This window comes from Variovorax sp. (assembly GCF_035634955.1).
Lineage (GTDB): Bacteria > Pseudomonadota > Gammaproteobacteria > Burkholderiales > Burkholderiaceae_C > Variovorax.
In genome coordinates this window covers 13,347-37,850 of record NZ_DASQBZ010000030.1, presented here as the reverse complement: position 1 = coordinate 37,850, position 24,504 = coordinate 13,347, and the positions used below count along the sequence as shown (strand labels likewise).

General features: G+C 70.9%; 25 protein-coding genes and 1 pseudogene. 18 read left to right on the top strand and 8 right to left on the bottom strand.

The genetic code is table 11. The features are described 5' to 3' along the window. Positions 1 to 8: 8 nt before the first annotated feature. A complete protein-coding gene (locus VES41_RS20065) occupies positions 9 to 446 on the bottom strand; it encodes an SgcJ/EcaC family oxidoreductase (protein ID WP_324820680.1) in 438 nt (145 codons plus the stop codon). Between the two features lie 123 nt (positions 447 to 569). Between VES41_RS20065 and VES41_RS20060 the strand changes: the two genes are divergently transcribed. Continuing rightward, on the top strand, positions 570 to 1,466 hold the full coding sequence (locus VES41_RS20060; protein ID WP_324820757.1) for a plasmid replication/partition related protein: 897 nt from the start codon (positions 570 to 572) through the stop codon (positions 1,464 to 1,466). Positions 1,467 to 1,584: 118 nt separating this feature from the next. Next, positions 1,585 to 3,381, top strand: coding sequence for an ATP-binding response regulator (locus tag VES41_RS20055; RefSeq protein WP_324820678.1), 1,797 nt, complete (start codon positions 1,585 to 1,587; stop codon positions 3,379 to 3,381). Positions 3,382 to 3,397: 16 nt separating this feature from the next. Here the strand turns inward: VES41_RS20055 and bla are convergent, their stop codons facing one another. Next, the gene (gene bla / locus VES41_RS20050; RefSeq protein WP_414719194.1) at positions 3,398 to 4,333 is read right to left on the bottom strand and encodes a class A beta-lactamase; all 936 of its coding nucleotides are present in this window, start codon (positions 4,331 to 4,333) and stop codon (positions 3,398 to 3,400) included. A gap of 104 nt (positions 4,334 to 4,437) precedes the next feature. Here bla and VES41_RS20045 point away from each other — a divergent pair, with 104 nt between their 5' ends. The 4 genes from VES41_RS20045 to VES41_RS20030 all read left to right on the top strand — a co-directional run bounded on the left by VES41_RS20045 (position 4,438) and on the right by VES41_RS20030 (position 7,084). Beyond that, positions 4,438 to 5,316: a LysR family transcriptional regulator gene (locus VES41_RS20045; protein ID WP_324820674.1), complete on the top strand. Its 879-nt coding sequence runs from the start codon at positions 4,438 to 4,440 to the stop codon at positions 5,314 to 5,316. Positions 5,317 to 5,353: 37 nt separating this feature from the next. Continuing rightward, the gene (locus VES41_RS20040) at positions 5,354 to 5,794 is read left to right on the top strand and encodes a YchJ family protein (protein WP_324820672.1); all 441 of its coding nucleotides are present in this window, start codon (positions 5,354 to 5,356) and stop codon (positions 5,792 to 5,794) included. 35 nt (positions 5,795 to 5,829) lie between these two features. After that, positions 5,830 to 6,522 carry an HAD family phosphatase gene (locus VES41_RS20035; protein WP_324820670.1) on the top strand — a complete coding sequence of 231 codons (693 nt, stop codon included), beginning with the start codon at positions 5,830 to 5,832 and terminating at the stop codon, positions 6,520 to 6,522. A 79-nt stretch (positions 6,523 to 6,601) separates the two neighbouring features. After that, the gene (locus tag VES41_RS20030) at positions 6,602 to 7,084 is read left to right on the top strand and encodes a hypothetical protein (protein WP_324820668.1); all 483 of its coding nucleotides are present in this window, start codon (positions 6,602 to 6,604) and stop codon (positions 7,082 to 7,084) included. Positions 7,085 to 7,105: 21 nt separating this feature from the next. On the opposite strand, the gene VES41_RS20025 is transcribed toward VES41_RS20030, so the two are convergent. Beyond that, entirely contained in the window at positions 7,106 to 8,137 is a 1,032-nt protein-coding gene (locus VES41_RS20025) for an AraC family transcriptional regulator (RefSeq protein ID WP_324820666.1), read from the bottom strand. Between the two features lie 149 nt (positions 8,138 to 8,286). Here VES41_RS20025 and VES41_RS20020 point away from each other — a divergent pair, with 149 nt between their 5' ends. Both VES41_RS20020 and VES41_RS20015 read left to right on the top strand, forming a co-directional pair. Further along, on the top strand, positions 8,287 to 9,459 hold the full coding sequence (locus VES41_RS20020; RefSeq protein ID WP_324820664.1) for an isovaleryl-CoA dehydrogenase: 1,173 nt from the start codon (positions 8,287 to 8,289) through the stop codon (positions 9,457 to 9,459). 46 nt (positions 9,460 to 9,505) lie between these two features. Then, positions 9,506 to 11,206, top strand: coding sequence for an AMP-binding protein (locus VES41_RS20015; RefSeq protein ID WP_324820663.1), 1,701 nt, complete (start codon positions 9,506 to 9,508; stop codon positions 11,204 to 11,206). A 60-nt stretch (positions 11,207 to 11,266) separates the two neighbouring features. Here VES41_RS20015 and VES41_RS20010 read toward each other — a convergent pair whose 3' ends face one another. Then, positions 11,267 to 12,997, bottom strand: coding sequence for a Na+/H+ antiporter (locus tag VES41_RS20010; protein WP_324820661.1), 1,731 nt, complete (start codon positions 12,995 to 12,997; stop codon positions 11,267 to 11,269). Positions 12,998 to 13,086: 89 nt separating this feature from the next. On the opposite strand from VES41_RS20010, the gene VES41_RS20005 reads away from it, so the two are divergent. The 10 genes and pseudogenes from VES41_RS20005 to VES41_RS19960 all read left to right on the top strand — a co-directional run bounded on the left by VES41_RS20005 (position 13,087) and on the right by VES41_RS19960 (position 22,183). Next, on the top strand, positions 13,087 to 14,697 hold the full coding sequence (locus tag VES41_RS20005) for a carboxyl transferase domain-containing protein (RefSeq protein WP_324820659.1): 1,611 nt from the start codon (positions 13,087 to 13,089) through the stop codon (positions 14,695 to 14,697). Positions 14,698 to 14,719: 22 nt separating this feature from the next. Beyond that, positions 14,720 to 15,235, top strand: a complete 516-nt coding sequence (locus VES41_RS20000) for a DinB family protein (protein WP_324820657.1) — start codon at positions 14,720 to 14,722, stop codon at positions 15,233 to 15,235. After that, complete coding sequence (locus VES41_RS19995) at positions 15,232 to 16,041, top strand: enoyl-CoA hydratase/isomerase family protein (protein ID WP_324820655.1); 810 nt, start codon at positions 15,232 to 15,234, stop codon at positions 16,039 to 16,041. Before VES41_RS20000 ends, VES41_RS19995 begins: the two co-directional genes overlap by 4 nt. Before the next feature lie 24 nt (positions 16,042 to 16,065). After that, positions 16,066 to 16,731: a DUF4126 domain-containing protein gene (locus VES41_RS19990; protein ID WP_324820653.1), complete on the top strand. Its 666-nt coding sequence runs from the start codon at positions 16,066 to 16,068 to the stop codon at positions 16,729 to 16,731. A gap of 4 nt (positions 16,732 to 16,735) precedes the next feature. After that, positions 16,736 to 16,861 (top strand): hypothetical protein, encoded by a 126-nt coding sequence (locus tag VES41_RS19985; protein WP_324820651.1) that lies wholly within the window; start codon positions 16,736 to 16,738, stop codon positions 16,859 to 16,861. Next, on the top strand, positions 16,854 to 18,863 hold the full coding sequence (locus tag VES41_RS19980; RefSeq protein ID WP_324820649.1) for an acetyl/propionyl/methylcrotonyl-CoA carboxylase subunit alpha: 2,010 nt from the start codon (positions 16,854 to 16,856) through the stop codon (positions 18,861 to 18,863). Before VES41_RS19985 ends, VES41_RS19980 begins: the two co-directional genes overlap by 8 nt. Before the next feature lie 38 nt (positions 18,864 to 18,901). After that, positions 18,902 to 19,822, top strand: a complete 921-nt coding sequence (locus VES41_RS19975; protein WP_324820647.1) for a glyoxylate/hydroxypyruvate reductase A — start codon at positions 18,902 to 18,904, stop codon at positions 19,820 to 19,822. Between the two features lie 31 nt (positions 19,823 to 19,853). After that, a pseudogene (locus VES41_RS19970) lies at positions 19,854 to 20,774 on the top strand (hydroxymethylglutaryl-CoA lyase). A gap of 6 nt (positions 20,775 to 20,780) precedes the next feature. Beyond that, positions 20,781 to 21,494 carry a class I SAM-dependent methyltransferase gene (locus tag VES41_RS19965; protein ID WP_324820645.1) on the top strand — a complete coding sequence of 238 codons (714 nt, stop codon included), beginning with the start codon at positions 20,781 to 20,783 and terminating at the stop codon, positions 21,492 to 21,494. A 5-nt stretch (positions 21,495 to 21,499) separates the two neighbouring features. Further along, positions 21,500 to 22,183 (top strand): glycosyltransferase family A protein, encoded by a 684-nt coding sequence (locus VES41_RS19960; RefSeq protein ID WP_324820643.1) that lies wholly within the window; start codon positions 21,500 to 21,502, stop codon positions 22,181 to 22,183. Positions 22,184 to 22,196: 13 nt separating this feature from the next. Here the strand turns inward: VES41_RS19960 and VES41_RS19955 are convergent, their stop codons facing one another. From VES41_RS19955 to flgA, 4 genes are all read right to left on the bottom strand, one after another. After that, positions 22,197 to 22,763 carry a hypothetical protein gene (locus VES41_RS19955; RefSeq protein WP_324820641.1) on the bottom strand — a complete coding sequence of 189 codons (567 nt, stop codon included), beginning with the start codon at positions 22,761 to 22,763 and terminating at the stop codon, positions 22,197 to 22,199. A gap of 13 nt (positions 22,764 to 22,776) precedes the next feature. Continuing rightward, on the bottom strand, positions 22,777 to 23,238 hold the full coding sequence (locus tag VES41_RS19950; RefSeq protein WP_324820639.1) for a flagellar protein FlgN: 462 nt from the start codon (positions 23,236 to 23,238) through the stop codon (positions 22,777 to 22,779). Then, on the bottom strand, positions 23,235 to 23,528 hold the full coding sequence (gene flgM / locus VES41_RS19945) for a flagellar biosynthesis anti-sigma factor FlgM (protein ID WP_324820637.1): 294 nt from the start codon (positions 23,526 to 23,528) through the stop codon (positions 23,235 to 23,237). Before flgM ends, VES41_RS19950 begins: the two co-directional genes overlap by 4 nt. Positions 23,529 to 23,613: 85 nt before the next feature. Continuing rightward, positions 23,614 to 24,345, bottom strand: a complete 732-nt coding sequence (gene flgA / locus VES41_RS19940; protein WP_324820635.1) for a flagellar basal body P-ring formation chaperone FlgA — start codon at positions 24,343 to 24,345, stop codon at positions 23,614 to 23,616. Between the last annotated feature and the right edge of the window lie 159 nt (positions 24,346 to 24,504).

Below are 24,504 nucleotides of genomic sequence, written 5' to 3'. Positions count from 1 at the left end.
CAGATTCGTCAGCTTGCGTACGGCGAACCCGGGGCGCCACGCAGCACCGCCTGGCCGGTGCGCGGATTCGTCAGGGTCACGTTCTCGAGCGCCTTGATCCGCCATTGGCCGGCCTGCCGCGTCAGCACGGCAAGGATCAACGTGTCCACGGCGTGAGGGCCCGCCGGGTGTGCCGTACCGGCCGCGAGGCGGCTCCAGAAGTGAATGACCGCCGCGCCGTCGCCGGTCGTGACGACGTCGATCAACTCGTTCTCCAACGTGGAATCGCTGTAGATGGTTTCATGGATGGGCGTGTGCAGCTTCACGATCTCGCTGGCGCCCCGCACGTAGTGGCCGAAGCGGTTCACGAAGGTCGCGTCCTCATGGAACAGTGCGCCCAGAGACGCCATGTCGTGGCTGTTCCAGGCGTCCTGGAACGCGCGGGGAACGTCTTCTGGTTGTTTCATTTCCTTCATCCGGGCTTTCAGGTGGCGGCAACGACGACCGGCCAGGCCAGGTTGTAGCACCGGCGCGCCGCGACGCATCTCTACAATGCCCGCCCTTTGAACATCACCGGGAACCGCGCATTCATGGACATCGTCGTCAACGAAGAACTCAAGGCCTACATCGACCCGTTGACCGCGGAGGAATACGAAGCGCTCGAACGCAGCCTGCTGGCCGAAGGCTGCCGCGATGCGCTGGTGCTGTGGGGCGACGTGCTGGTCGACGGCCACAATCGCTACGGCATCTGCCAGAAGCATGGCCTGCCGTTCAACACGGTGCAGAACACGCGCTTCCAGTCCATGGAAGACGTGCACTTGTGGATGATCGACCAGCACCTGGGCCGGCGCAGCGTCTCTGACTTCCAGCGCGGCGTGCTGGCCTTGCGCAAGCGCGAGATCGTGGCGCAGCGCCGCGCGCGCGCCGCCGCGGCGCCGCAGGACGCCGAGGTGCCCGCGCCGCGCGAGGAGGCGAGCGGCCCTGGCGCGGATGACGCCGCCGCGCAGGCGCTCGCCACGCGCGAGGCCCTGGCACGTGCGGCGCGGTTGACCAACACGCAGGTCGCCATGATCGAGAAGATCCAGAAGCAGGCGACGCCCGAGCTCGTGGCGGCCATCAAGTCCGGCGACATTTCGCTGAACGCCGCGGCCGTGGTCTCCACCTTGCCGGCCGAAGAGCAGGTTGCCGCCGCCAGCGCCGGCAAGGACGAGCTCAAGCAGGCGGCCAAGCGCGCGCGCGAAGCCAGGCGCAAGCCGCGCGAGCCGGGCGCCGAACCCGCCGGCGACGCGGCGGCAGGCGAACCCGGCGCCGACGCCTCCGCCGCGGGGGATACGGTCGAGGCGTTGCGCAAGCGCGTGGCCGAGCTCACCGCCGAGAACACCGGCCTGCGCAAGCAGGTGATGAATCTGCTGGACCAGCTCAATCGCCGGCCGGGTGGTGGCGAGGCGCCGCCCGAGGCGGCCGTGGACGCCGACGCGCCGTTCTGAGCGGGTCGGCCCCGCGCACCATGATCTGCCGCAGATGTTGAAAAAGGCGCAAGGCCCCCGAAAGCGGCGGGAAGGCGCGAGCACAGTTGTCCCGTTTCGGCAACAATTGTGTCTACTTATGCCTGACGCCATCGCTCCCACCGAGCGCGGTCGGGTGGCCGGTCTGCTGCGGGGCCTGAGCCACCTCTGGACCGACACGCCGCATGCCAACCCGCTGGTGGACCAGCGCCTGGCGCAGGCGTACGTGCTGGACACGCGCGACACGCCTTTCTCGGCTGGCCTGGTGGCGGCGGTGTTCTGGATCACCTTCCTGATCATGACCGGCGACAAGGGCACGCTGGTGTGGGCGGTGATGGTCCACGGCATGCAGGTGCACATGTACTTCCACCTGCACCGCGAGCGGCCGGAGACCTATGGCGTGCAGGACGCCTTCCGAATCCGGCGCGACCTCGAGACGCGCATGCTGTTCCCGGGCGTGGTGTGGGCGCTGGCGCCGTGGTTGTTCTTTCCCAGCGGGCAACTGGCCTACATCCTGCTGATGTATTTTTTCATCAGCGCCATGACCAGCGCCTCGACCATGGCGATCTCGCAGTGGTGGCGGGCCGCGGTGCTGTTCGCCGTGCCGGGCTACCTGAGCCTGTCGGTCCGCCTGATATGGGAAGGGGACAACGTCACCATCCTGATGGGCGCGCTGGTGGTGCTGCAGTTGTGGTCGGCGCTGTACTACTCGCACAAGCAGCACCGGTTGATCGTGGAATCGATGAACACCGGCTTCGAGAACACGCGGCTGACCCAGGCGCTGTCGCGCGAGCTCGACCAGGTGGCGCAACTGGCGGCGCAGCGCGCGCGCATCTTCGCCGCCGCCAACCACGACCTGCGCCAGCCGATGCATGCGCTGTCCATCTTCGTCGACGCGCTCAGCCCGGTGCAGCCGCCCACGCGCGAGACCCTGCGCGCCATGCGCGACAGCGTCGATGCGCTGCGCACCTCGGTCGACGCCTTGCTCGACATCGCCCAGTTCGACGGTGACGGCTTGCAGGCCACGATGGAGCCGGTGCGACTGGCGCCGCTTTTTCGTTCGCTGCGCAGCCGCTTCCAGCCGATGGCCTCGGCCAAGGGCCTGACCCTGCGCTTCGCCGCCACGGACGCGGCGGTGCGATCGGACGAGCGCGTGCTGTCGCGGCTCCTGGGCAACCTGGTCGACAACGCCATCAAGTACACGTCGCGCGGCACGGTGCTGGTGGCGGTGCGCCGCGCGCACACGGACGCCGGGCCGGCCTGGCGGCTGGAGGTGCGCGATTCGGGCATCGGCATCGACACGGCGCACCGCGAGGAGGTGTTCGAGCCGTTCTTCCAGCTCGACAACCCGGGCCGCGACCGCAGCCGCGGGCTGGGGCTCGGCCTGTCGCTCGTGGCCAGCATGGCGCGCATGCTGCAGTCGCGCATCCACCTGCGTTCGCAACCCGGCCGTGGCAGCGTCTTCAGCCTGACGCTGCCGGCCGCGCCGCCCGGCGACGCGCCGGCGGACACCGCGCCGGCGCCGCTGGAGGACGCGACGCCGCGCCGCGTGCTGGTGCTCGACGACGAGGAGCCGGTGCGCCGTGCCATGGCGACGCTGTTGCGCGGCTGGGGCCACGACGTGGCGCTGGCGGCCAACCCCGGCGAGGCCTGGGAGCTCGCCGGCGAGTTCGACCTCCTGCTGGGCGACCTGCGCCTGGGCAGCGGCTTGTCCGGCCTGGCCGCGGCGCAGGCGCTGCACGGTGTGGGCAAAGTGCGGCGGGTGGCGATCCTGACCGGCGAGACCGCCGCCAAGCACCGCACCGAGGTCGAGCGCGCCGGGTATCCGCTGCTGTACAAGCCGGCTGACGCGCGCCGGCTGCGGGCCTTGCTGGCGGCCGACGAAGCGGGGCGCTGAGCGCGCGCGCGGACGTTCAGCCCGTCCGGCTTCGGCCCCCAATCGCCGCCGAGACACTGCGCGCCACCTCGGCGATCGCCGCGTCCTGCTGCGCGGCGGGCACCGTCGCCCGCGTCAGGTAGCAGGTCACCAGCACCGGCGCCGCGCCGCCGGGCGGCCAGAACACGCCGATGTCGTTGGCCGTGCCGCTTTCGCCGGCGGTGCCGGTCTTGTCGCCGACACGCCAGCCGGGCACGCCGGCGCGCAGCCGCTTGTCGCCGGTGCGGTTGCCGGTGGCCCAGGCGACCAGTTGCGCGCGGCCCGCCGGCGACAGCGCCTCGCCCAGCATCACCTTGCGCATCGAGCGCAGCATCGCGGCCGGCGTCGTGGTGTCGCGCTCGTCGCCCACGGCGGCCTCGTTCAGGCCCGGCTCGTTGCGGTCGAGCCGGCTCACCGGGTCGCCGAGCGTGCGCATGAAGGCGGTCAGGCCGGCCGGCCCGCCGTGGCGCGCCAGCAGCAGGTTCGCCGCGCTGTTGTCGCTCAGCGTCACGGCCGCGTCGCACAGCTCGGCGACGGTCAGGCCGCCGCCGGGCTCCTTGCCTTCGCGGCGTGGGCCGGCGTGCGGGCCGGAGACCGGCGAATAGGGCACCAGTACCTCCGGCCCGTACTCGATGCGGGTGTCCAGCCGCTCGCGGCCCTGGTCCACCAGCGCCAGCATCCAGGCCGCCAGCATCAGCTTGAAGGTGCTGCACATGGCGAAGCGTTCGTTCTCGCGCCAGCCCAGTGCCAGCCCGGAGCCTGTGTCGAGCATGGCCACGCCCAGGCGGCCGCCCGTGCCTGCCTCGATGCGCGCCATGCCGGCGCGCCAGGCCGCGCCGGCTTGCTTGCCTGCGGCCGCAGGGGCCGCGCCCGCCGTGCCGGCCATCAATGCCGACATGGCCAGGCCAAAGGAAAATTCGCGTCTTCTCATCATCAACAGGATCTCCGTGGTCAGGGAATGCCCTCGACAATAGGCACATCCCGCCGTCCGCACCATCGACAAGAAGCGCGGCCGGACCCAAGAAAAACTGGCCCACCATGCACCTGCCGCTCAACGCGCTGCGCGCCTTCGAGGCTGCCGCGCGCCACTTGAACCTGACCCGCGCCGCCGAGGAACTGCACGTGACGCAGACGGCGGTGAGCCAGCACATCCGCAATCTCGAGCAGCGCCTGGGCCGGCCGCTGTTCCGGCGCCTGCCGCGCGGCCTGGCGCTGACAGACGAGGGGCAGTCGCTGCTGCCCGTGGTGGCCGAATCGTTCTCGCGCGTCGGTGCCGCGCTGGCGCAGCTGGGCGATGCGCGTCCGCGCGAGGTGCTCACCGTCGGGGCCGTGGCCACCTTCACCGTGGGCTGGCTGCTGCCGCGGCTGCGCCAGTTCCAGGAGGCCTGCCCGTTCGTCGACCTGCGCCTGCAGACGCACAACAACCGGGTCGACCTGGCGGCCGAGGGGCTCGACTTTGCCGTGCGCTTCGGCGACGGCGCCTGGCATGGCACGCGCGCCGACGCGCTGCTGCAGGCCCCGCTGTCGCCGATGTGCGCGCCGGCGACGGCGGCGCGGCTGCGCGTGCCGGCCGACCTGGCCCGCGAGACCTTGCTGCGCTCGTACCGCGCCGACGAATGGACCGACTGGTTCGCGGCCACCGGCACGGCTTGCCCGGTGTTGCGCGGCACCGTCTTCGATTCGTCGCTGGCGCTTGCCGAAGCGGCCGCGCAGGGCGCCGGCGTGGCCCTGCTGCCGGTGCGGCTGTTCTCGCGCGAACTGCAGCAGGGCCGGCTGGTGCAGCCGTTTGCACAGGAACTGGCGCGCGGCGCCTACTGGCTCACCTCGCTCAAGTCGCGCCGGCCCACCGCGGCGATGAAGGCCTTCCGCGAATGGCTGGTGACGGCCTGCGCCACGGCGCCGCAGCGGCCGTTCTGAGTCCTGGGCCGCCGCCTGTCAGCGACACTTCACGAGCATGAACGACCAAATTCCCTGTCCCTGCGGTCGCACCGACACGCGCGGCCGCGCGCTCGCCTACGCCGACTGTTGCGGCCGCTACCTCGACCACTTCGACAGCCGGCCCGCCCCGGATGCCGAATCGCTCATGCGCTCGCGCTACAGCGCCTTCGTGCGCGAGCGCGCCGACTACCTGCTCGCCACCTGGCATGCCGGCCAGCGGCCGGCTTCGCTCGATTTCGAGCCCGGCGCGCGCTGGCTCGGCCTGTCGGTCAAGTCGCACCGCCGCATCGACGACACGCATGCCGAAGTCGAGTTCGTGGCGCGCGTGCGGGACGCCGGCGGCCGGGCCACGCGCCTGGCCGAACGCAGCCGCTTCGTGCGCGAGCGCGGCGCGGACGGCCTGGCGCGTTGGTACTATGTGGACGCGGCCGGCGACCCGGCCGCCGGCGCCGGCTGAAGGCCGCGCCGGACTCTTTCCTTCCGACTCCCCGCATGAGCCCCATTCCCTTCGACGCCGTGCTGTTCGACTGCGACGGCGTCCTGGTCGACTCCGAACCCATCACCAACCGCGTGCTGCGCGACATGCTCGAGGAGCTGGGCTGGTCCATGTCCCTTGCCGACTGCATGCGCACATTTGTCGGCAAGGCGGTCAAGGACGAGATCGACCTGATCGAATCGCACACCGGCACTCGCATCACGTCCGAATGGCTGGCGCAGTTCCGCGAACGCCGCAACGAGGCGCTCGACCGCGAGCTGGTCGAGATTGCCGGCGCGCCGGCCGCGGTGCGCGCGCTGCATGCGCGCCTGGGCGGGCGCATCGCCTGCGCTTCCGGCGCCGACCGCCTCAAGGTGGAACTGCAGCTGGAAAAGATCGGCCTGCTCGACGCCTTCCAGGGGCGGGTGTTCAGCGGCCACGAGATGCCGCGCTCCAAGCCGGCCCCGGACGTCTACCTCGCCGCCGCCCGTGCGCTCGACGCCGACCCGCGCCGCTGCGCGGTGGTCGAAGACACCGTCACCGGCGCCATGGCCGGGCTCGCCGCCGGCGCGACCGTGTTCGGCTACAGCCCGGGCGGGCTGGGCCACAGCAGCGCCGACGCGCTGCGCGCCATTGGCGTGGTGCATATCTTCGTCGACATGGCGCAGCTGCCGGCCGTGCTGGCGGCGCACCGCATGCACGACGCCTGAGCAACGCGGCGCCTGTTCCGACAGCCACCGCCGCGGCTGGCCGGCAAGCGCGCCACGCGCGCACGGCTAGCATGGGGACATGGCTTCGCAACTCCTTTTGCACTCGGGCCGCTGCGTGACGTTGGCGGCGGCAGTCATGTCGCTTGCCGGTGGCGCTTGGGCGCAGCGCACCTTGCAGCCTACGGCCACAGGCGAGCCCGTGCCCCAGGCGTCGCAACCTTTCCAATGGCAGCCATCGGTGCAAGTGGCGCAGGCGACGCCGCAGCAGCGCCAGCAACAGGCCGCGCGCCGGCACGAGGAGGCACGGCAGGAACGCGCCCGTCAGGACCGCCAGCAACGCGATCGGGTGGACCAGGCGCGGCGCGACCAGCGCACGCAGGACCAATGGACCCAGCAGCGCAACCAGCTGCAGGTTCAGCAGGATCAGGCCCGGCGCCTGCAGCAGACCCGCCGCGAGGATCTGCTGCACCAGCAGCAAGTGCAGATGGAGCAGGCGCAGCAGCAGGAGCAGGCGCGACGCCAGGCCGAGCAGGCGAGGGCGCGCCAGCAGCAGCAACGCTGAGCGCGAGCGGGCATCGTCGCTTCAGCGATCCTGCTCGCGGAACTCGCCCGGCGTGCTGCCCGTCCACTGGCGGAACGCACGCGCGAAGCTCTTCTCGTTGCGAAACCCCACCGCCAGCGCCACCTGCTTGATCGGCCGCTGCGGGCCGCCGCGGCGCAGCAGCGCGATGGCCGACTCGCGCCGGACCTCGTCCTTGAGCGCCTGCAGCGTCATGCCTTCCTCCTGCAGTTGGCGATGCAGTGTGCGCGCAGACACGTTGAGCAGCGTGGCCAGGGCCTGCGCATTGCCGGTTTCCTGCGGCCGGGTGCGCAACAGCTCCCGCACCCGCTGGCCCAGCAGGCGGTCGCGCCGGTACTGCAGCACCGTCAGCGGCAGGGCGCGCCGCAGCATCACGCGCAGTGCCCGTTCGTCGCGATGCAGGGGCAGCTGCAGGTAGCGCTCGTCGAAGCTGTAGCTGGCGTGATCGGCGCCGAACAGCACCCGCTCGCAGAACATGAGCGGATAGGCCTCGGCATGCGGCGGCGCCGGATGCGGGAATGCCGCCTCGCGCAACGACACCCGCGAGTCGATCGCCCAGCTGGCGAACCCGTGGAGGAAGCGCAGCATCGTCACCAGGCAGAACTCGCGGAACTCGCCCAGCGGCCGCAGCTCGATCACCGAGACGGTGGCCAGCCCGCCCTGGATGTGCAGCTCGATGCGGATGTCGTCGGCCAGCAGCCAGTGGTGGCGGCACCAGCGCTTGATGGCCACGCCGAGGTTGGGGGCGCTGATCGACGCGCGGCACAGCATGCCGTAGCTGCCCCAGGGCAGGCGGCGGCCGAACCAGCCCAGGGCCTCGTCGTCCAGCTCCTGCATGGCATGGCCGGAGAGGGTCTCGAACTGCGCAGCCGTCACCCGGGCCTGCGGATTGCGCACGTCGCGCGGCGCGATCTGTGCCTGCTGCAACGCCGCCGCCGGGTCCTTCCCGTAGCGCGCGTAAGCGCGGACGATCGCCTGGACGAACGCCATGGGCGTGGCGGCGCGGGGCTGGCCGCGCAGGGCGGGCGTGGACATCTGGTGGCTCGAAGTGGTGGCGCGATTTGCAACTATTGTGGCGCCATTTGCGCCGCTGCCGGGCGTAAGCTGCGATTTTTCGCATGGCCGCCATGGCGCGAAGCCGTGGTGACGTCCACGCGGGCAGCCTCTTGAAGGAGACAAGCGACATGCACGATCCCGGCCTGAACTTCGACCTTGGCGAGACGCTCGATTCGCTGCGTGACGCGGTGCGCGACTTCGCCGCGCACGAGATCACGCCGCGCGCGGCGCGCATCGACAGCGACAACCTCTTTCCGCATGACCTCTGGCGCAAGCTCGGCGAGCTGGGCCTGCACGGCATGACGGTCAAGGAGGAATACGGCGGCACCGAGCTGGGTTACCTGGCGCACATCATCGCCATGGAAGAGGTCTCGCGCGCCTCCGCTTCGGTCGGCCTGTCCTATGGCGCGCACTCCAACCTGTGCGTCAACCAGATCCACCGCAACGGCAGCGATGCGCAGAAGAAGAAGTACCTGCCCAAGCTGGTCAGCGGCGAGCACGTGGGCGCGCTGGCGATGAGCGAACCCAACGCCGGCTCCGACGTGGTCAGCATGAAGCTGCGCGCCGAGAAGAAGGACGGCTGCTACGTGCTCAACGGCAGCAAGATGTGGATCACCAACGGCGGCGACGCCGACACCCTGGTGATCTACGCCAAGACCGACCTGGAGATGGGCGCGCGCGGCATGACCGCCTTCATCGTCGAGAAGGGCTTCAAGGGCTTCTCGGCCGGCAACAAGCTCGACAAGCTGGGCATGCGCGGCTCCAACACCTACCCGCTGTTCTTCGACAACTGCGAGGTGCCCGAGGAAAACGTGCTGGGCGGCGAAGGCAATGGCGCCAAGGTGCTGATGAGCGGCCTGGACTACGAGCGCGCCGTGCTCTCGGGCGGCCCGCTGGGCATCATGGCCGCCTGCATGGACGCGGTGCTTCCCTACGTGCACGAGCGCAAGCAGTTCGGCCAGAGCATCGGCGAATTCCAGCTCATGCAGGGCAAGGTCGCCGACATGTACAGCACCTGGCAGGCCACCCGCGCCTACGTCTACGCGGTGGGCAAGGCCTGCGACCGCCAGGACCACGCGCGGACCTTCCGCAAGGACGCCGCCGGCGCCATCCTCTACTCGGCCGAGAAGGCGACGTGGATGGCCGGCGAGGCCATCCAGGCGCTGGGCGGCGTCGGCTATACCAAGGACTTCCCGGTCGAGCGCCTGTGGCGCGACGCCAAGCTCTACGAGATCGGCGCCGGCACCAGCGAGGTCCGCCGCATGCTCATCGGCCGCGAGCTGTTCAACGAGACGGCCTGAGGCCGGCGGGCCGCCCGCCCGCGCAAGAACGACAAGGAGACAAGCGATGAGCCAGAGCGACGCCAAGGGCGCCACCGACGTGCCGCTGATCGAGCAGACCATCGGCGATTTCTTCGACGACATGGTCGCGCGCCAGCCCGACCGCGAAGCGCTGGTCAGCCGGCACGAAGGCCAGCGCTTCACCTACCGCGAGTTGCAGGCCGCGTCGAACCGCCTGGCCAGCGCCCTGCTGCGCACAGGGCTCGTGCCGGGCGACCGGGTGGGCATCTGGTCGCACAACAACGTGGCCTGGGTGCTCATGCAGATCGCGACCGCCAAGGTCGGGCTCGTCCTGGTCAACATCAACCCGGCCTACCGCACGGCCGAGGTCGAATATGCGCTCAACAAGGTCGGATGCAAGGCGCTGGTGACCATGGCGCGCTTCAAGACCAGCGACTACCTGGGCATGCTGCGCGAGCTGGCGCCCGAGCTGGCCGCCGCTGCGCCGGGTGCCCTGGCCTCGGCCCGCTTGCCGCAGCTCGCGCGCGTGGTGTGGATCGACGCGCCGGCCGGGCAGGGTGGCGACGAGCCCGGCATGCAGCGCTTTTCCGACCTGCTCGCCAGCGGCGATGCGCACGACCCGCGCGTGGCGCAGGTGCAGGCCGCGCTGGGCGCCGGCGACCCCATCAACATCCAGTTCACCAGCGGTACCACCGGCTTCCCCAAGGGCGCCACGCTGACGCACCGCAACATCCTGAACAACGGCTTCTTCATCGGCGAATGCATGAAGCTCGGGCCGGATGACCGCCTTTGCATTCCCGTGCCGCTGTACCACTGCTTCGGCATGGTGCTGGGCAACCTGGCCTGCCTGACGCATGGCTCGGCCATCGTCTACCCGAACGACGGCTTCGATCCGCTCACCGTGCTCGAGACGGTGCAGGCCGAGCGGTGCACCGGCCTGCACGGCGTGCCGACCATGTTCATCGCCGAGCTGGACCATCCGCGCTTTGGCGAGTTCGACCTGTCGACCCTGCGCACCGGCATCATGGCCGGCTCGCCCTGCCCGATCGAGGTGATGAAGCGGGTGGTCGAGCAGATGCACCTGTCGCAGATCACCATCGCCTACGGCATGACCGAGACCAGCCCGGTCAGCTGCCAGAGCAGCACCGACACGCCGCTGGACAAGCGCGTGGCCACCGTCGGCACGGTGCAGCCGCACCTGGAGGTCAAGATCATCGACCCCGAATCGGGCGCCATCGTGCCGCGCGGCGAGCGCGGCGAGCTGTGCACCCGCGGCTACTCGGTCATGCACGGCTACTGGGACGACCCGGAAAAGACCGCCGAGGCGATCGACGCCGAGCACTGGATGCACACCGGCGACCTCGCCACCATGGACGACGAGGGCTACGTGAACATCGTCGGCCGCATCAAGGACATGGTGATCCGCGGCGGCGAGAACATCTACCCGCGCGAGATCGAGGAGTTTCTGTACCGCCACCCCAAGGTGCAGGACGTGCAGGTGGTCGGGCTGCCCGACAGGCGCTATGGCGAGGAGCTGTGCGCCTGGATCATCCGCAAGCCGGGCCAGTCGGTCACCGAGGAAGAGGTGCGCGATTTCTGCAAGGGGCAGATTGCGCACTACAAGGTGCCGCGCTACATCCGTTTCGTCGACGCGTTCCCGATGACCGTGACCGGCAAGATCCAGAAGTTCAGGATCCGCGAGCAGATGGCGTCCGAGCTCGGCCTGACGGCCGACCGGACCGCCTGACGCCGCCGGCTTTTGCGCCACGCCACCGTGTCCCGTCCGCCAAGCCCCGGCTCCTGCGAGTCAGCCATCATCGCCCGCCGTCCGCGCGACGCCGGCGGCGGCGGTCTGCTGCGCCACCTTGACCCGCCGGCGCAACGAGATCTCGGACAGGTCGAGCTCGGCCACCAGCGTGCGCAGCGATTCGTCGTTGATGCGCTCGGCGAACCGCTCGGCATACAGCGCGTCGCGTTCGACATGCAGGCACTTCAGGCGCATCTCGAGTTCGAGCAGGTAGCGCTGGCGCCGCTGCTGCTGCGCCAGCGGCGTCTCGGCCTGCGCCTCGGGCGAGCCGGCGTCGGCACTGCCGTCGTCGAGCAGGCTCATGCGGCGGCGGTAGTCCTGCGTCAGTCGGCCGACCGTCTCCTGGTACTGGGCCATCCAGTCGGCGTCGCCGGCTTCGGGCCGGTCCGGGTCGAGGGCCAGGTCGGTCACCGCCGCGCGGCAGGCGGCCAGCCTGGCCGCGCGCTCCTCGCGCACCTCGCGCGTCTCGCTTGCCGGCGGCAGCCGGCGCAGCACCAGCGGCAGGCCGATGCTGCCCAGCACCAGCGTGACGATGATGGTGCCGGTGGCCAGGAAGACCAGCAGGTCGCGCGCGGGGAAGGGCGTGTCCGCGTCCAGCATCAGCGGCACCGACAAGGCGCCGGCCAGCGTCACCGCGCCGCGGATGCCCGCCAGTGTGGCCGCCAGCTCGGTCAGCCAGGTGCGCCGCGCGCCGGCATCGCCGGCCAGGCGCGCCTTGAGCAGGCGGCCCTGCATGGCCAGCACCAGCCAGCCCCAGCGCAGCGCCAGCAGGGCGGCGGTAAGGGCCAGCACGTAGCCGGCGAGCTGCCAGCCGCCGTAGCCCGAGCCTTCCATGCCGGTGACGATCGACGGCAACTGCAGCCCCAGCAACAGGAAGATGGCGCCGTTGAAGGACGATTCCAGCATGGCCCAGGCGCCGGCGCTCTGCATGCGCTCGCCGATGAACTCGCCGCGCCGCAGGTCGGCGAAGTTGGTGGCGAAGCCGGCCGCCACCGCGGCCAGGATGCCCGAGACCCCGACGCGCTCGCCCAGCATGTAGGCGGCAAAGGGCAGCAGCAGGAGCAGCATCACCATCTGCGTGGCCGCCAGGTCGCCCAGACGGCGGGTGATCAACTCGCGCAGCCAGGCGAAGCCCCAGCCCAGCCCGACCCCGACGGCCAGCCCGCCCACCGCCACCCACACGAATTCGCGTGCCACGCCACTCCACGAGAAAGCGCCGGTGACGGTGGCGGCAACGGCGAATTTCAGCGCCACCAGGCCGGAGGCGTCGTTGAGCATCGACTCGCCTTCGAGGATGTGCATGGTGCGCGCCGGCATGCCCAGGTTGCGGGTGATCGCCGAGACCGCCACGGCGTCGGTCGGCGAGACCACCGCGGCCAGGGCGAAAGCCACCGGCAGCGGCATCTGCGGGATCATCCAGTGGATCAGCCAGCCCAGGCCCAGCACCGTGGCCAGTACCAGCGCCAGGGCCAGACGCAGGATCGGCTTGTACAGCGCGAAGAACTCCCGCTTGGGAATGCGCCAGCCGTCCGAGAACAGCAGCGGCGGAATGAAAAGCAGCAGGAACAGTTCCGGATCGAACGCCACGTGCAGCCCCTGGCGCGGCCAGGACAGCAGCGCACCCAGCGCGATCTGGATCAGCGGCAGCGGAATGGCGCGCAGGTAGCGGGCGGCCACGCCGGTCACCGCGCCCAGCATCAGCATCAGAAGAACGGTTTCAACGGTATCCACGTCGGCATCGGCAGGTCGGCCGCGAAGCTGGGCCTTGGCCCCGCATCATCGCGCAGCCCGGCTTCGCGGCGCCAGAACAGAAGGCATTCATGAGCAAACTCGTCTCCCAACTCAACCCCCGTTCGGAGTCCTTCCAGGCCAACGCGGCTGCCATGCGCGCGCTGATCGACGACCTGCGCGCCCAGTTCGCCGGCGTCGAGGCCGGCGGCGGCGAGGCCGCGCGCGCCAAGCACACGGCCCGCGGCAAGCTGCTGCCGCGCGACCGCGTGGCGCAACTGCTGGACCCGGGCACGCCGTTCCTGGAGTTGTCGCCGCTGGCCGCATACGGCATGTACAACGGCGACGCGCCGGGCGCCGGCCTCATCGCCGGCATCGGCCGCGTCAAGGGCGTTCACTGCATGATCGTGTGCAACGACGCCACGGTCAAAGGCGGCACCTACTACCCCATGACCGTCAAGAAGCACCTGCGCGCGCAGGAGATCGCGCAGCAGAACCGCCTGCCGTGCATCTACCTGGTCGATTCCGGCGGCGCCAACCTGCCGAACCAGGACGAGGTGTTTCCCGATCGGGACCACTTCGGCCGCATCTTCTACAACCAAGCCAACATGAGCGCCCAGGGCATCGCCCAGATCGCGGTGGTGATGGGCTCGTGCACGGCCGGCGGCGCCTACGTGCCGGCCATGAGCGACGAGTCGATCATCGTGCAGAAGCAGGGCACCATCTTCCTGGGCGGCCCGCCGCTGGTGAAGGCGGCCACCGGCGAGGTGGTGTCGGCCGAGGATCTGGGCGGCGGCGACGTGCACACGCGCCTGTCCGGCGTGGCCGACCACCTGGCGCAGAACGACCTGCACGCGCTGGCGCTGGCGCGCGAGGCCGTGGGCAATCTGAATGCCGCGCGAGCGGAGGCCGCGCCGGCCGACCTGCCGCCGCGGCCGCCGGCGTTCGACGCCGCCGAGCTCTACGGCGTGATTCCCACCGACACGCGCAAGCCGTTCGACGTGCGCGAGATCATCGCCCGCATCGTGGACGGCAGCGAATTCCACGAGTTCAAGGCGCGCTTCGGCACCACGCTGGTGTGCGGCTTCGCCGCCGTCGAGGGCATGCCGGTAGGCATCGTGGCCAACAACGGCATCCTGTTCTCCGAGAGCGCGCAGAAGGGCGCGCACTTCATCGAGCTGTGTTGCCAGCGCAAGATCCCGCTGGTGTTCCTGCAGAACATCACCGGCTTCATGGTGGGACGCAAGTACGAGAACGAGGGCATCGCCCGCCATGGCGCCAAGATGGTCACCGCCGTGGCCACCGCCAGCGTGCCCAAGTTCACCATCATCATCGGCGGCAGCTTCGGGGCCGGCAACTACGGCATGTGCGGCCGCGCGTACTCGCCGCGCTTCCTGTGGATGTGGCCCAACGCGCGCATCAGCGTGATGGGCGGCGAGCAGGCCGCCAGCGTGCTGGCCACGGTCAAGCGCGACGGCATCGAGGCCAGGGGCGGACAGTGGGGCGCGGACGAGGAAGAGGCGTTCAAGAAGCCCATCCGCGACCAGTACGAGCGGCAGGGCCATCCCTACTACGCCACCGCCCGCCTGTGGGACGACGGCATCATCGATCCGGCCGACACCCGCCGCGTGCTGGCGCTGGGCCTGGCCGCCGCCCGCAACGCGCCGGTGCCGGAGCCGCGGTTCGGCGTGTTCCGGATGTAGCCCTCGAAGGAGTGCAGGCAGCATGCAGCTGATCGACTATTTCATCCGCCTGGCCCGCTATCACGCGTGGGCCACCGAGCTGCTGCTCGGCAAGAGCCTGGCGCACCTGGGCGACGAGCAGTGGCACCGCGACTGCGGCCTGTACTTCGGCTCGGTGCATCGCACGGTGAACCACCTGCTGGTGACCGACAACATCTGGCATGCCCGCTTCGCGCAGGGCGTCTCGCCGCGCATGGCGCTCGACACCGAGCTCTATCACGAGCGCGATCCCCTGGTGGCCGCGCTGCGCCAGGCCGTGCAGCGCTGGCCGCGCTGGCTGGCCGGCGCCGACGCCGAGCGGCTGGCGGGCGACCTCAGCTACACCCGCAACAACGGCGAGACGGTGCGCATTCCCTTCGCGCCCGCGCTCGGCCATGTCTTCAACCATGCGACCCACCACCGCGGCCAGTTGTCTGCCGCACTCACGTCGATGGGCTTTCCCGGCCCCGAACTGGACTGGGTCTATCAGCTACAGCAGGAGGCGCGCGGCGCGACATGAGCAGCAACAGCGAATTCACCACCCTTGAACTGGCCATCGACGGTGCGGTGGCGCGCATCTGGCTCGACAGGCCGGAAATGCGCAATGCCATCGACGACGTCTTCATCCGCGAACTGGGCGAGGCCTTCGTCCAGGCCGAGGCGGCGCCCGGCGTGCGCGCCGTCGTGCTGGGCGGGCGCGGCCCGGCCTTCTGCGCCGGCGCCAACCTAAACTGGATGAAGAAGGCCGCCGGCTACACCCACGAGCAGAACCTCGAGGACGCCGCCGGCCTGCCGCGCATGCTGCGCACGCTGGAACGCAGCCGCCTGCCGGTGATCGCGCGCATCCACGGCGACGTCTACGCCGGCGGCATGGGCCTGGTGGCGGTGTGCGATGTCGCCATCGCCGCCGACACGGCGAACTTCTGCCTGTCCGAAGTGAAGATCGGCCTGATCCCCGCGACCATCAGCCCCTATGTCATCCGTGCCATGGGCGCGCGCGCGGCGCAGCGCTACTTCCTCACGGCAGAGCGCTTCGGCGCGGCCGAGGCGCACCGCATCGGCTTCGTGCACGAGATCGTGGCGCCGGATGCGCTCGACACCAAAGTCGACGAGGTGCTGCGCAGCATCGCTGCCGCCGGCCCGGTCGCGGTGCAGGAAAGCAAGCGCCTGTGGCGCGACATGGCCGGCCAGCCGATCACCGAGGCGCTGTCGCAGGACACAGTGGAGCGCATCGCGCGCTTGCGTGCCAGCGACGAAGGCAGGGAAGGCCTTCGCGCCTTCCTCGAGAAGCGCAAGCCTTCCTGGGTGCAGGGCGCTGGCAAGTAGCCCGCGCCAGGACACGTCACCACCATGAACACGCTCGACGCGCTCAGCATGCCGCAGCTCCTGGCCCTGGCCGGTGCCCTCGGCTGGGCCAGCGGCGTGCGGCTGTACCTGGTGGTGTTCCTCGCCGGCCTGGCCGGCTACCTCGGCTGGGTCCCGTTGCCGCAGGGCCTGCAGCTGCTGGCGCATCCCGTGGTCCTGGTGGCCAGCGGCTTCATGCTCTTCGTCGAGTTCTTCGCCGACAAGATCCCCGGGCTGGATTCGTTGTGGGACATGGTGCACACGGTGATCCGGGTGCCCGCCGGCGCCGCGCTCGCGGCCGGCGTGTTCGGCGCCGACCATGCCGCCATGGCCGTGGCGGCGGCGCTGGTCGGCGGCAGCCTGGCCGCCACCTCGCATGCGGCCAAGGCCACTACGCGCGCGGCCATCAACACCTCGCCCGAGCCCTTCAGCAACGTCGGTGCCTCGCTGGTCGAGGACAGCGCCGTGCCGGCCGGCCTGTGGCTCGCGCTGGCCCACCCGCTCGTTTTCGGCGTCGTGCTGCTGGCGCTGATCGTCCTGAGCATCTGGCTCATCCACAAGAGCTGGCGCTTCTTGCGCGCGCTGTTCTCGCGCGTGGCGCGCATCTTCAGCGGCCGCCCCGATCCGGGCGTGAGCCCTGCCTTCACCCGAAAGACTCCGAACGGAGATTGATGACATGTTCAAGAAGATACTGATCGCCAACCGCGGTGACCTGCCGCGCAGCGGCGCAGCGCCGAAGGCAAAGTGCATGGCCCGCGCAGCGGGCGCAGGCGAACTCACCGCGGAGACCAAGCATGTTTAGGAAGATACTGATCGCCAACCGCGGTGAGATCGCCTGCCGGGTTGCCGCCACTGCGCGCCGCATGGCCATCCAGACCGTGGCGGTGTATTCCGACGCCGATGCCCACGCCAACCACGTGCGGGCCTGCGACGAGGCGGTCCACCTGGGCGGCAGCGCGCCGCGGGACAGCTACCTGCGCTGGGAGAAGATCATCGAGGCGGCCCAGGCCACCGGCGCCGAGGCCATCCACCCCGGCTACGGCTTCCTCAGCGAGAACGAAGACTTCGCCAAGGCCTGCGCCAAGGCAGGCCTGGTGTTCATCGGCCCGCCGGCCGAGGCCATCCTCGCCATGGGCCTGAAGGCCGAATCCAAGCGCCTGATGGAGAAGGCCGGCGTGCCGCTGGTGCCCGGCTACCATGGCGCCGAGCAGGGCCCGGACCTGCTCCAGCGCGAGGCCGACCGCATCGGCTACCCGGCGCTGATCAAGGCCAGTGCCGGCGGCGGCGGCAAGGGCATGCGCATCGTCGAGCGTTCGGAAGATTTCGCCGCCGCGCTCGCCTCGTGCCAGCGCGAGGCGATCAACAGCTTCGGCAGCGACGCGGTGCTGATCGAGAAATACGTGCAGCGCCCGCGCCACATCGAGATCCAGGTGTTCGGCGACACCCAGGGCAACTGCGTCTACCTGTTCGAGCGCGACTGCTCGGTGCAGCGGCGCCACCAGAAGGTGCTGGAGGAAGCACCCGCGCCCGGCATGACCGAGGCCATGCGCCGCCAGATGGGCGAGGCCGCCGTCAACGCCGCCCGCGCGGTCAACTACGTCGGCGCGGGCACGGTCGAATTCATCGTCGAGCAGACCGGCGGCTACGACCAGCCCGAGGCCATGAAGTTCTACTTCATGGAGATGAACACGCGCCTGCAGGTCGAGCACCCGGTCACCGAGGCCATCACCGGGCTGGACCTCGTCGAGTGGCAGCTGCGGGTGGCCGCCGGCGAGCCGCTGCCGCTGGCGCAGGACGAACTGCGCATCCACGGCCATGCGATCGAGGCGCGCATCTGCGCCGAGAACCCGGACAACGGCTTCCTGCCCGCCACCGGCACCCTGCACGTCTACCGCAAGCCGCCGCAGCACACCAGCTTCCAGCGCAGCCGCGTGCGCATCGACGACGGCGTGCGCGAGGGCGGCGAGATCTCGCCCTTCTACGACTCGATGATCGCCAAGTTGATCGTGCACGGCGCTACCCGCGCCGAGGCGCTGGCACGGCTCGACGCCGCGCTGGCACAGACGCACATCGTCGGCCTGGCGACCAATGTGCAGTTCCTGCGCCGGGTGCTGCACACCGAATCGTTCTCGCAGGCCAGGCTCGACACCGCGCTGATCGAGCGCGAGCGCGCCGTGCTGTTCGACCAGGAGCCGCTGGGCCTGCCGCTGGCCGCCGCGGCGGCCGTGGCCGACACGCTGCTGGGCGAGGCCGAGGCGGCCGGCCCCGATCCGTTCGACCGGCGCGACGGCTGGCGCGTGGCCGGTGCCGCGGTGCGGCCCTTCAGCTTCGAGTTCGGCGGCCAGACCCATGCGGCCGAGTTGCGCTACCTGCCCGGCGGTGCGCTCGAACTCGAGGTCGGCGGCGCGGCCGGCCCGCTGCAGATCGGCCGCCTGCCCGACGGCGAGACCGAGGTGGCCTTCAACGGCCGGCGGCACACGCTGCGGATCGACACGCACGGCGGCATCGCGCATGTCTTCGGCGCCCAGGGCGCCACCCGCATCGCCACGATCGATCGCCTGGCCCACGCCGGCGACACCCAGGCCGAGGGCGGCCGGCTGACGGCGCCGATGCCGGGCAAGGTGGTGTCCTTCGCCGTCAAGGCGGGCGACACGGTCACGCGCGGCCAGCCGCTGGCCGTGATGGAGGCCATGAAGATGGAGCACACCATCGCCGCGCCGGCCGACGGCAAGGTCGAGGAACTGCTGTACGCGCCGGGCGACCAGGTGGCCGAGGGCGCGGAGCTGCTGCGCCTGGCGGCCTGAGCCGCGCCGGCGCGCGCGGCGCCGTTAAGCTTGCCGGCATGAAGATCACCGTCTGCCTCACCGACAACCGTCCCGAACCCTGGGTCAAGGCGCTGCGCGAAGCCTTGCCCGACGCGCAGGTCGACGCCTGGGCGCCCGGCGCGCCGCAGGCCGACTTCGGCGTGGTCTGGGTGCCGCCGCAGCAGTTCCTGGACGAGCAGCCGGGCCTCAAGGCCGTGTTCAACATCGGCGCCGGCGTCGACGCGCTGACGCGGCTGCGCATGCCGCCGCAGGCGGCGCTGGTGCGCATCGACGACGGCGGCATGGCCGTGCAGATGGCCGAATACGTGTGCCATGCCCTCATCCGCCACTTTCGCGAGCTGGATGCCTACCAGGCCGCCGCCGGCGAGCGCGAGTGGGCCTTCCGCCGGCCGCTGCTGCGCACCGACTTCCCGGTGGGCATCATGGGCCTGGGCGTGCTGGGCCAGCGCGTGGCGCGGGCGGTGCAGCACTTCGAGTTCCCGGTCAACGGCTGGAGCCGCACGCCCAAGGACATCGACGGCGTGCGCTGCTTCGCTGGCGACGACGGCCTGGGCCAGTTCCTGGCCGCCAGCCGCGTGCTCGTGTGCCTGCTGCCGCTGACCCCGGACACGCGCGGCATCCTGTGCCACAAGACGCTGTCGCAGCTGCGCCCCGGCGGCTACGTCATCAACGTGGCGCGCGGCGGCCATCTGGTGGAGGACGAGCTGATCCCGCTGCTCGACAGCGGTCACCTGGCCGGCGCGACCCTGGACGTGTTCCAGGTCGAGCCGCTGCCCGAAGACCATCCCTTCTGGGCCCACCCGCGCATCACCGTCACGCCCCATGCGTCCGCGCGCACCCTGCGCGACGAGACCGTGGCCCAGATCGCCGGCAAGATCCGCGCGCTGGGCCGCGGAGAGCGCATTGCCGGCGTGGTCGATCCGGTTCGCGGATACTGAACCACGGACACGAGCCAACCAGAGAGCCCCCATGAAGTACCCCACCCGCGTGAAGATGGTCGACGTCGGCCCGCGTGACGGCCTGCAGAACGAAAAGTAGCCGGTGCCCACCGAAGTCAAGCTCGGCCTCATCGAGCGCCTGCAGGACGCCGGCCTGACCGAGATCGAGGCCACCAGCTACGTCAGCCCCAAGTGGGTGCCGCAGATGGGCGACAACGCGCAGGTGATGGCCGGCATACGGCGCAAGAAGGGCGTGCGCTACTCGGTGCTCACGCCCAACATGAAGGGCTTCGAGGCGGCGGTGGCCGGCCCGCGCGAGACCTGGCCCGACGAGATCGTCGTCTTCGGCGCCGCCAGCGAGGCGTTCAGCCAGCGCAACATCAACTGCTCCATCGCCGAGAGCATCGAGCGCTTCCGCCCGGTGGCGGAGGCGGCGCGTGCGCAGGGCATCTTCGTGCGCGGCGCCATGTCCTGCACGGTGGGCTGCCCGTACGAGGGCGAGGTTGCGCCCGAGCGCGTGGGCATGCTGGCGGGCATGATGAAGGACATCGGCGTGCAGCACGTCGGCGTGGCCGACACCATCGGCGTGGGCACGCCGGTGAAGGTGCGCCGCGCGATCGAGGCCACGCTGGCGCACTTCGGCGTGGACGAGGTCTCGGGCCACTTCCACGACACCTACGGCCAGGCGCTGGCGAACACGCTGGCCAGCCTGGAGATGGGCGTGTGGCAGTACGACACCTCCGTCGCCGGCCTCGGCGGCTGCCCGTATGCCAAGGGCGCCACCGGCAACGTTGCGACCGAGGACGTGGTCTACATGCTGCACGGCATGGGCATCGAGACCGGCATCGACCTCGACCGCCTGATCGACGCGGGCGTCTACATCAGCGAAGCGCTCGGGCGCGAGCCGAATTCGCGCGCGTCCAAGGCGATCCGCAACAAGCGCGCCGGCTGAGCGGCCATGCAGCGCGAGGAGCTCGAACGGACCTTCGACCAGCAGGCCGAGTCATATGACGGCCAATGGGCCAGGCTCGCGCCCCTGCGCGAGGCGGTGCACCTGCTGGCGAGTGCGGTGTTCGCGCAACTGCCCGAGGATTCGCGCGTGCTGTGCGTCGGCGCGGGCACCGGCGCCGAGATGATCGACCTGGCCCGGCGCTTTCCGGGCTGGCGCTTCATGGCGGTGGAGCCGTCCGCCGGCATGCTGCAGGTCTGCCGCCGCCAGGCCGAGGCGCAAGGGATCGCGGACCGCTGCGAGTTCCACGGAGGCTACGTGGATTCGCTGCCCACCTCCTGCGGCCCGTTCGATGCGGCCACCTCGCTGCTCGTCTCCCAGTTCCTGCTGCAGCGCGAGGAGCGCTGCGCGTATTTCCGCGCCATCGGCGCGCGGTTGCGCCCCGGGGGGCTGCTGCTGAGCTCGGACCTGGCTGGCGACACCCGTTCGCCCGAGTTCCGCAGCCTGCTCGAGGTCTGGTTCCGGCTGATGAGCAGCGCCGAAGTCACGCCCGAGGCAGTCGAGCGCATGCGTGCCGCCTACGCGCGCGACGTGGCCATCCTGCCGCCGGCCGAGGTGGCGGCGCTCATCGCGGCGAGCGGGTTCGAGCTGCCGGTCCAGTTCGCGCAGACCGGGATGATCCACGCCTGGTACAGCTGGCGCGCGCCGCAAGCAGCTGGCTGAGTGCCATGTGGCCGGACCCGGGCGATCGCCTGCTCACGGTCATCACGCCGACCATCGGCCGGCCCGGCCTGGACGCGCTGATCGCATCGATCGACGCCCAGACGCTGGGCGCCTCGCGCATCTTCCATATCCTGCTGTGGGACGACCGCCGGGCGCCGGACGCAAAGCCCTGGGCGGGCTACCAGGGGCCGGGCCGCCTCAGCCTGGCGCTGGGTGCCGGCTTCGGCGTCCAGGGCCATGCGCCCGGTTCGGCGCTGCGCGCGGTCGGGCTGATGGCGGCCGCCACGCCCTGGGTGACCTTCGCCGACGACGACGTCACCTGGGCGCCCGAGCATGCCGAGTCGCTGCTGGCGGCGGCGCACGGGCGCCAGTGGGCCACCTGCCTGCGCCGCATCCTGTCGCCCGCCGGCGAGGACCTGGGCGTGGACCGGTTCGAGTCGGTCGGCGACGATCCTTCGCGCCGCGTGCCCTACGAGATGTGCGACGGCAACACGATGGTGCTGCGGCGCGAATGGGGCGTCACGGCGGCGCCGCTGTTTCGCGAGACGCGGTACTACGACGACGATCGCCGCCTCTACGCCCTGCTCAAGGCCAATGCCGGCGAGCGCGGGCGCAGCGGCCGGGCCACCATCCGGCAGGTCTGTCCGGATCGGCTGCTGGAGTTCTTCCGCGCGCACTGCACGCCGTAGGCGGCGGTTGGCGTCAGGCCGCCTGGCCGCGGCCTTCCGGTCCCGGGGACGGGAGGACGCCTTCGGGCAGGGCACGCCAATGCCCCTCCCGGTGCTGGCCGGCGGCGACCTTCTCGATGAGGCCGCGGCGCGCGTGGCGCGTCAGCGCCATCGTGACGCTGGAGGCGAAGTCGCTCTCCTCGCGCCGCGTCGGGAACGTCAGCTGGCGCAGCCGCACCACCTGGGCGGTCACCTCGCGCGAGGTCAGCACCGCGCCGCCGGCCTTGCGCACCGTCTCCAGGCTGAGCTGGCTGACGTCGCCACGCGCGAGCGTGGAGAGCATCTTGGGGCGGTCCGGCAGCTGCGCGGCCGCGATCTGCGGCAGTTCGGCCGAGGGGTCTTCCAGCAGGATCAGGTGGTCCAGGCTGCGCAGCGCCTCGTGCATCTTGCGCAGCGCCGCCTGCGTGCGCCGGATCTCGTCGGCCAGCTCGGTGCGGCGCTCGAGCAGCCCGCCCAGCAGCGCGGGCCTCTCGGTCAGGGAAAAGCGGGGCGCGGCGCGCGTCTGGCGCGGCCGCGACGCGGCAGGGATTGCGATGTTCATGCGGCGTCGTCGCTCAGCCGGCCGCCAGGCGGGTGCCGCCACCGACCGAGGTGGAACGCCGGGCGCCATCGGGGCCGTAGAACATCTGTGCGCTCGACTGCAGGAAATTCAGCGCCCGCTGGGTGAATTCGAGGTGCGCCCAGACCGTGGCGCCGTTGCGCATGTTCTCGTCGCGGGCACGGGCCGCGAGCGCCAGCAGGTCGGACCACGCCTTGCGGGTGACGTCGCCGCCGGCGATCGCCGCCGCTTCGGCGCCGGCGCGGCCGGGCTCGAAGCCGGCTGCCTGCTGCGCGGCCTCGCGCCGGCTGTCCAGTCCGGACAGGCGCTCGAGCAGTTCTTCCTTGCGCGCGCCGATGTCCATCAACTGGGTGAAGCGGCTCTGGGCCATGGCCTCCTGCTCCCGGGCCAAGAGCTCGCGCAGCGTCTCCATGCAGCCCAGTTGCGCCTGCAGGCAGGCCAGGAAGGCGGCATTCATTCGGGCTTCTCCGGGCCGAGCAGGCTGCGCACGCTGTCGAGCAGGCCGCTGGCGATGCGTTCCGGGTCGACCTGGTAGCGGCCGGCGCGAATATCCTCGCGGATGGCCGCGACGCGGGCGGCGTCGAATTCGCCGTCCGGCGGGCCGGGCATGGCATGAACCTGGGCCGAGAGCTGCACGGTGCTGTCCTTGGTGCTTCCAGCGGCGTTGGCAGCGGTCGCGGCGGCAGCGCCAGGTTTGGCGGGACGGGCGGGCGACGTGGCCGAAGGCGCGGATGGGTCGATCTTCACGATGTTTCCTCAGTGGGGCTGCCTTCTATATCGGCGCACGGATTCGAAACTTTAGGCCACGGTGGCGCAGAAGCGGGAAAACCCGCTACTGCGCCAATTGGATACGGCCTTCCTCGTCGGCCAGGCCGGTCACCAGCCGGCCGTCGCGGGTGCGGGCCTGGACCGTGGCGCCGGCTTCGGCCCGGGTCATGGCCTTGCCTTCGGTGCTGATGGTGAAGCCCGATCCCTGGGCCACCACCTGCACCGTCTGGCCCTGCTGGATCACCACCGTGCCACGCAACAGGTCCTTGCGCAGCGGCGCTCCGGCGGCGATGCGCTGCGAACTGGTCACGCCCTGCAGGACGGATTCGTCGGTGACCACCGAGCGCGGCAGCATGCTCAGGTCACCGGTGCGCTCGACCCAGTCGCCGGGCCGGAACGGCTCGCCTGGCGCAATCGCCCGCGCGGCGACGAAATAGCGGCCCCGGACCGTCACGCGGGCAGCCACGTAGCGCGTCCACGGGTCCTGGCTGCTGCGGCAGCGCAGTCCGATGGACACCCGGCCCCAGGGGGCGCTGCCGGTGGGCAGGAAGGCTTCGTAGTCGGCGTCGCAGTCGGGCAGCGCCGGGCCGGCCCGGAAGGTCACGCTGGCTTCGCCCGGCAGGCCGGCCGTCTGCGTCCGCACCAGCCGCTCGATCGCCTGGTGCGCGGCGTCCGGCAGGGGCGCGGCGGAGCCCGGCATGGCAAAGGCCATCGCCACGCCGGCCAGCCATGCGGGCACCGATTCGCGCAGTGCGCGCGCAAAGGTCCAGTTGCTCAGTAGTTCCATGGTGTTCATTGCTCTCGCCTTGGCCGGAATTCTAGGAACGCGCCCGCCTCGGCGAAGGGGTGAAGTGCAGCCCAAAACCGCCTTTGTTCGATCCATTGCCCGGGACGCCCGTGCATAGACTTGCTTTCCATCTGGTTCGGCCTGCGTCCTCCGCGTATGGAGCGCCGG

What these genes read in the sequence shown, in the direction of transcription:
- VES41_RS20065 (WP_324820680.1), bottom strand. Translation starts at nt 446, where the DNA reads ATGAAACAACCAGAAGACGTTCCCCGCGCGTTCCAGGACGCCTGGAAC.
- VES41_RS20060 (WP_324820757.1), top strand. Translation starts at nt 570, where the DNA reads ATGGACATCGTCGTCAACGAAGAACTCAAGGCCTACATCGACCCGTTG.
- VES41_RS20055 (WP_324820678.1), top strand. Translation starts at nt 1,585, where the DNA reads ATGCCTGACGCCATCGCTCCCACCGAGCGCGGTCGGGTGGCCGGTCTG.
- bla (WP_414719194.1), bottom strand. Translation starts at nt 4,333, where the DNA reads ATGATGAGAAGACGCGAATTTTCCTTTGGCCTGGCCATGTCGGCATTG.
- VES41_RS20045 (WP_324820674.1), top strand. Translation starts at nt 4,438, where the DNA reads ATGCACCTGCCGCTCAACGCGCTGCGCGCCTTCGAGGCTGCCGCGCGC.
- VES41_RS20040 (WP_324820672.1), top strand. Translation starts at nt 5,354, where the DNA reads ATGAACGACCAAATTCCCTGTCCCTGCGGTCGCACCGACACGCGCGGC.
- VES41_RS20035 (WP_324820670.1), top strand. Translation starts at nt 5,830, where the DNA reads ATGAGCCCCATTCCCTTCGACGCCGTGCTGTTCGACTGCGACGGCGTC.
- VES41_RS20030 (WP_324820668.1), top strand. Translation starts at nt 6,602, where the DNA reads ATGGCTTCGCAACTCCTTTTGCACTCGGGCCGCTGCGTGACGTTGGCG.
- VES41_RS20025 (WP_324820666.1), bottom strand. Translation starts at nt 8,137, where the DNA reads ATGTCCACGCCCGCCCTGCGCGGCCAGCCCCGCGCCGCCACGCCCATG.
- VES41_RS20020 (WP_324820664.1), top strand. Translation starts at nt 8,287, where the DNA reads ATGCACGATCCCGGCCTGAACTTCGACCTTGGCGAGACGCTCGATTCG.
- VES41_RS20015 (WP_324820663.1), top strand. Translation starts at nt 9,506, where the DNA reads ATGAGCCAGAGCGACGCCAAGGGCGCCACCGACGTGCCGCTGATCGAG.
- VES41_RS20005 (WP_324820659.1), top strand. Translation starts at nt 13,087, where the DNA reads ATGAGCAAACTCGTCTCCCAACTCAACCCCCGTTCGGAGTCCTTCCAG.
- VES41_RS20000 (WP_324820657.1), top strand. Translation starts at nt 14,720, where the DNA reads ATGCAGCTGATCGACTATTTCATCCGCCTGGCCCGCTATCACGCGTGG.
- VES41_RS19995 (WP_324820655.1), top strand. Translation starts at nt 15,232, where the DNA reads ATGAGCAGCAACAGCGAATTCACCACCCTTGAACTGGCCATCGACGGT.
- VES41_RS19990 (WP_324820653.1), top strand. Translation starts at nt 16,066, where the DNA reads ATGAACACGCTCGACGCGCTCAGCATGCCGCAGCTCCTGGCCCTGGCC.
- VES41_RS19985 (WP_324820651.1), top strand. Translation starts at nt 16,736, where the DNA reads ATGTTCAAGAAGATACTGATCGCCAACCGCGGTGACCTGCCGCGCAGC.
- VES41_RS19980 (WP_324820649.1), top strand. Translation starts at nt 16,854, where the DNA reads ATGTTTAGGAAGATACTGATCGCCAACCGCGGTGAGATCGCCTGCCGG.
- VES41_RS19975 (WP_324820647.1), top strand. Translation starts at nt 18,902, where the DNA reads ATGAAGATCACCGTCTGCCTCACCGACAACCGTCCCGAACCCTGGGTC.
- VES41_RS19965 (WP_324820645.1), top strand. Translation starts at nt 20,781, where the DNA reads ATGCAGCGCGAGGAGCTCGAACGGACCTTCGACCAGCAGGCCGAGTCA.
- VES41_RS19960 (WP_324820643.1), top strand. Translation starts at nt 21,500, where the DNA reads ATGTGGCCGGACCCGGGCGATCGCCTGCTCACGGTCATCACGCCGACC.
- VES41_RS19955 (WP_324820641.1), bottom strand. Translation starts at nt 22,763, where the DNA reads ATGAACATCGCAATCCCTGCCGCGTCGCGGCCGCGCCAGACGCGCGCC.
- VES41_RS19950 (WP_324820639.1), bottom strand. Translation starts at nt 23,238, where the DNA reads ATGAATGCCGCCTTCCTGGCCTGCCTGCAGGCGCAACTGGGCTGCATG.
- flgA (WP_324820635.1), bottom strand. Translation starts at nt 24,345, where the DNA reads ATGAACACCATGGAACTACTGAGCAACTGGACCTTTGCGCGCGCACTG.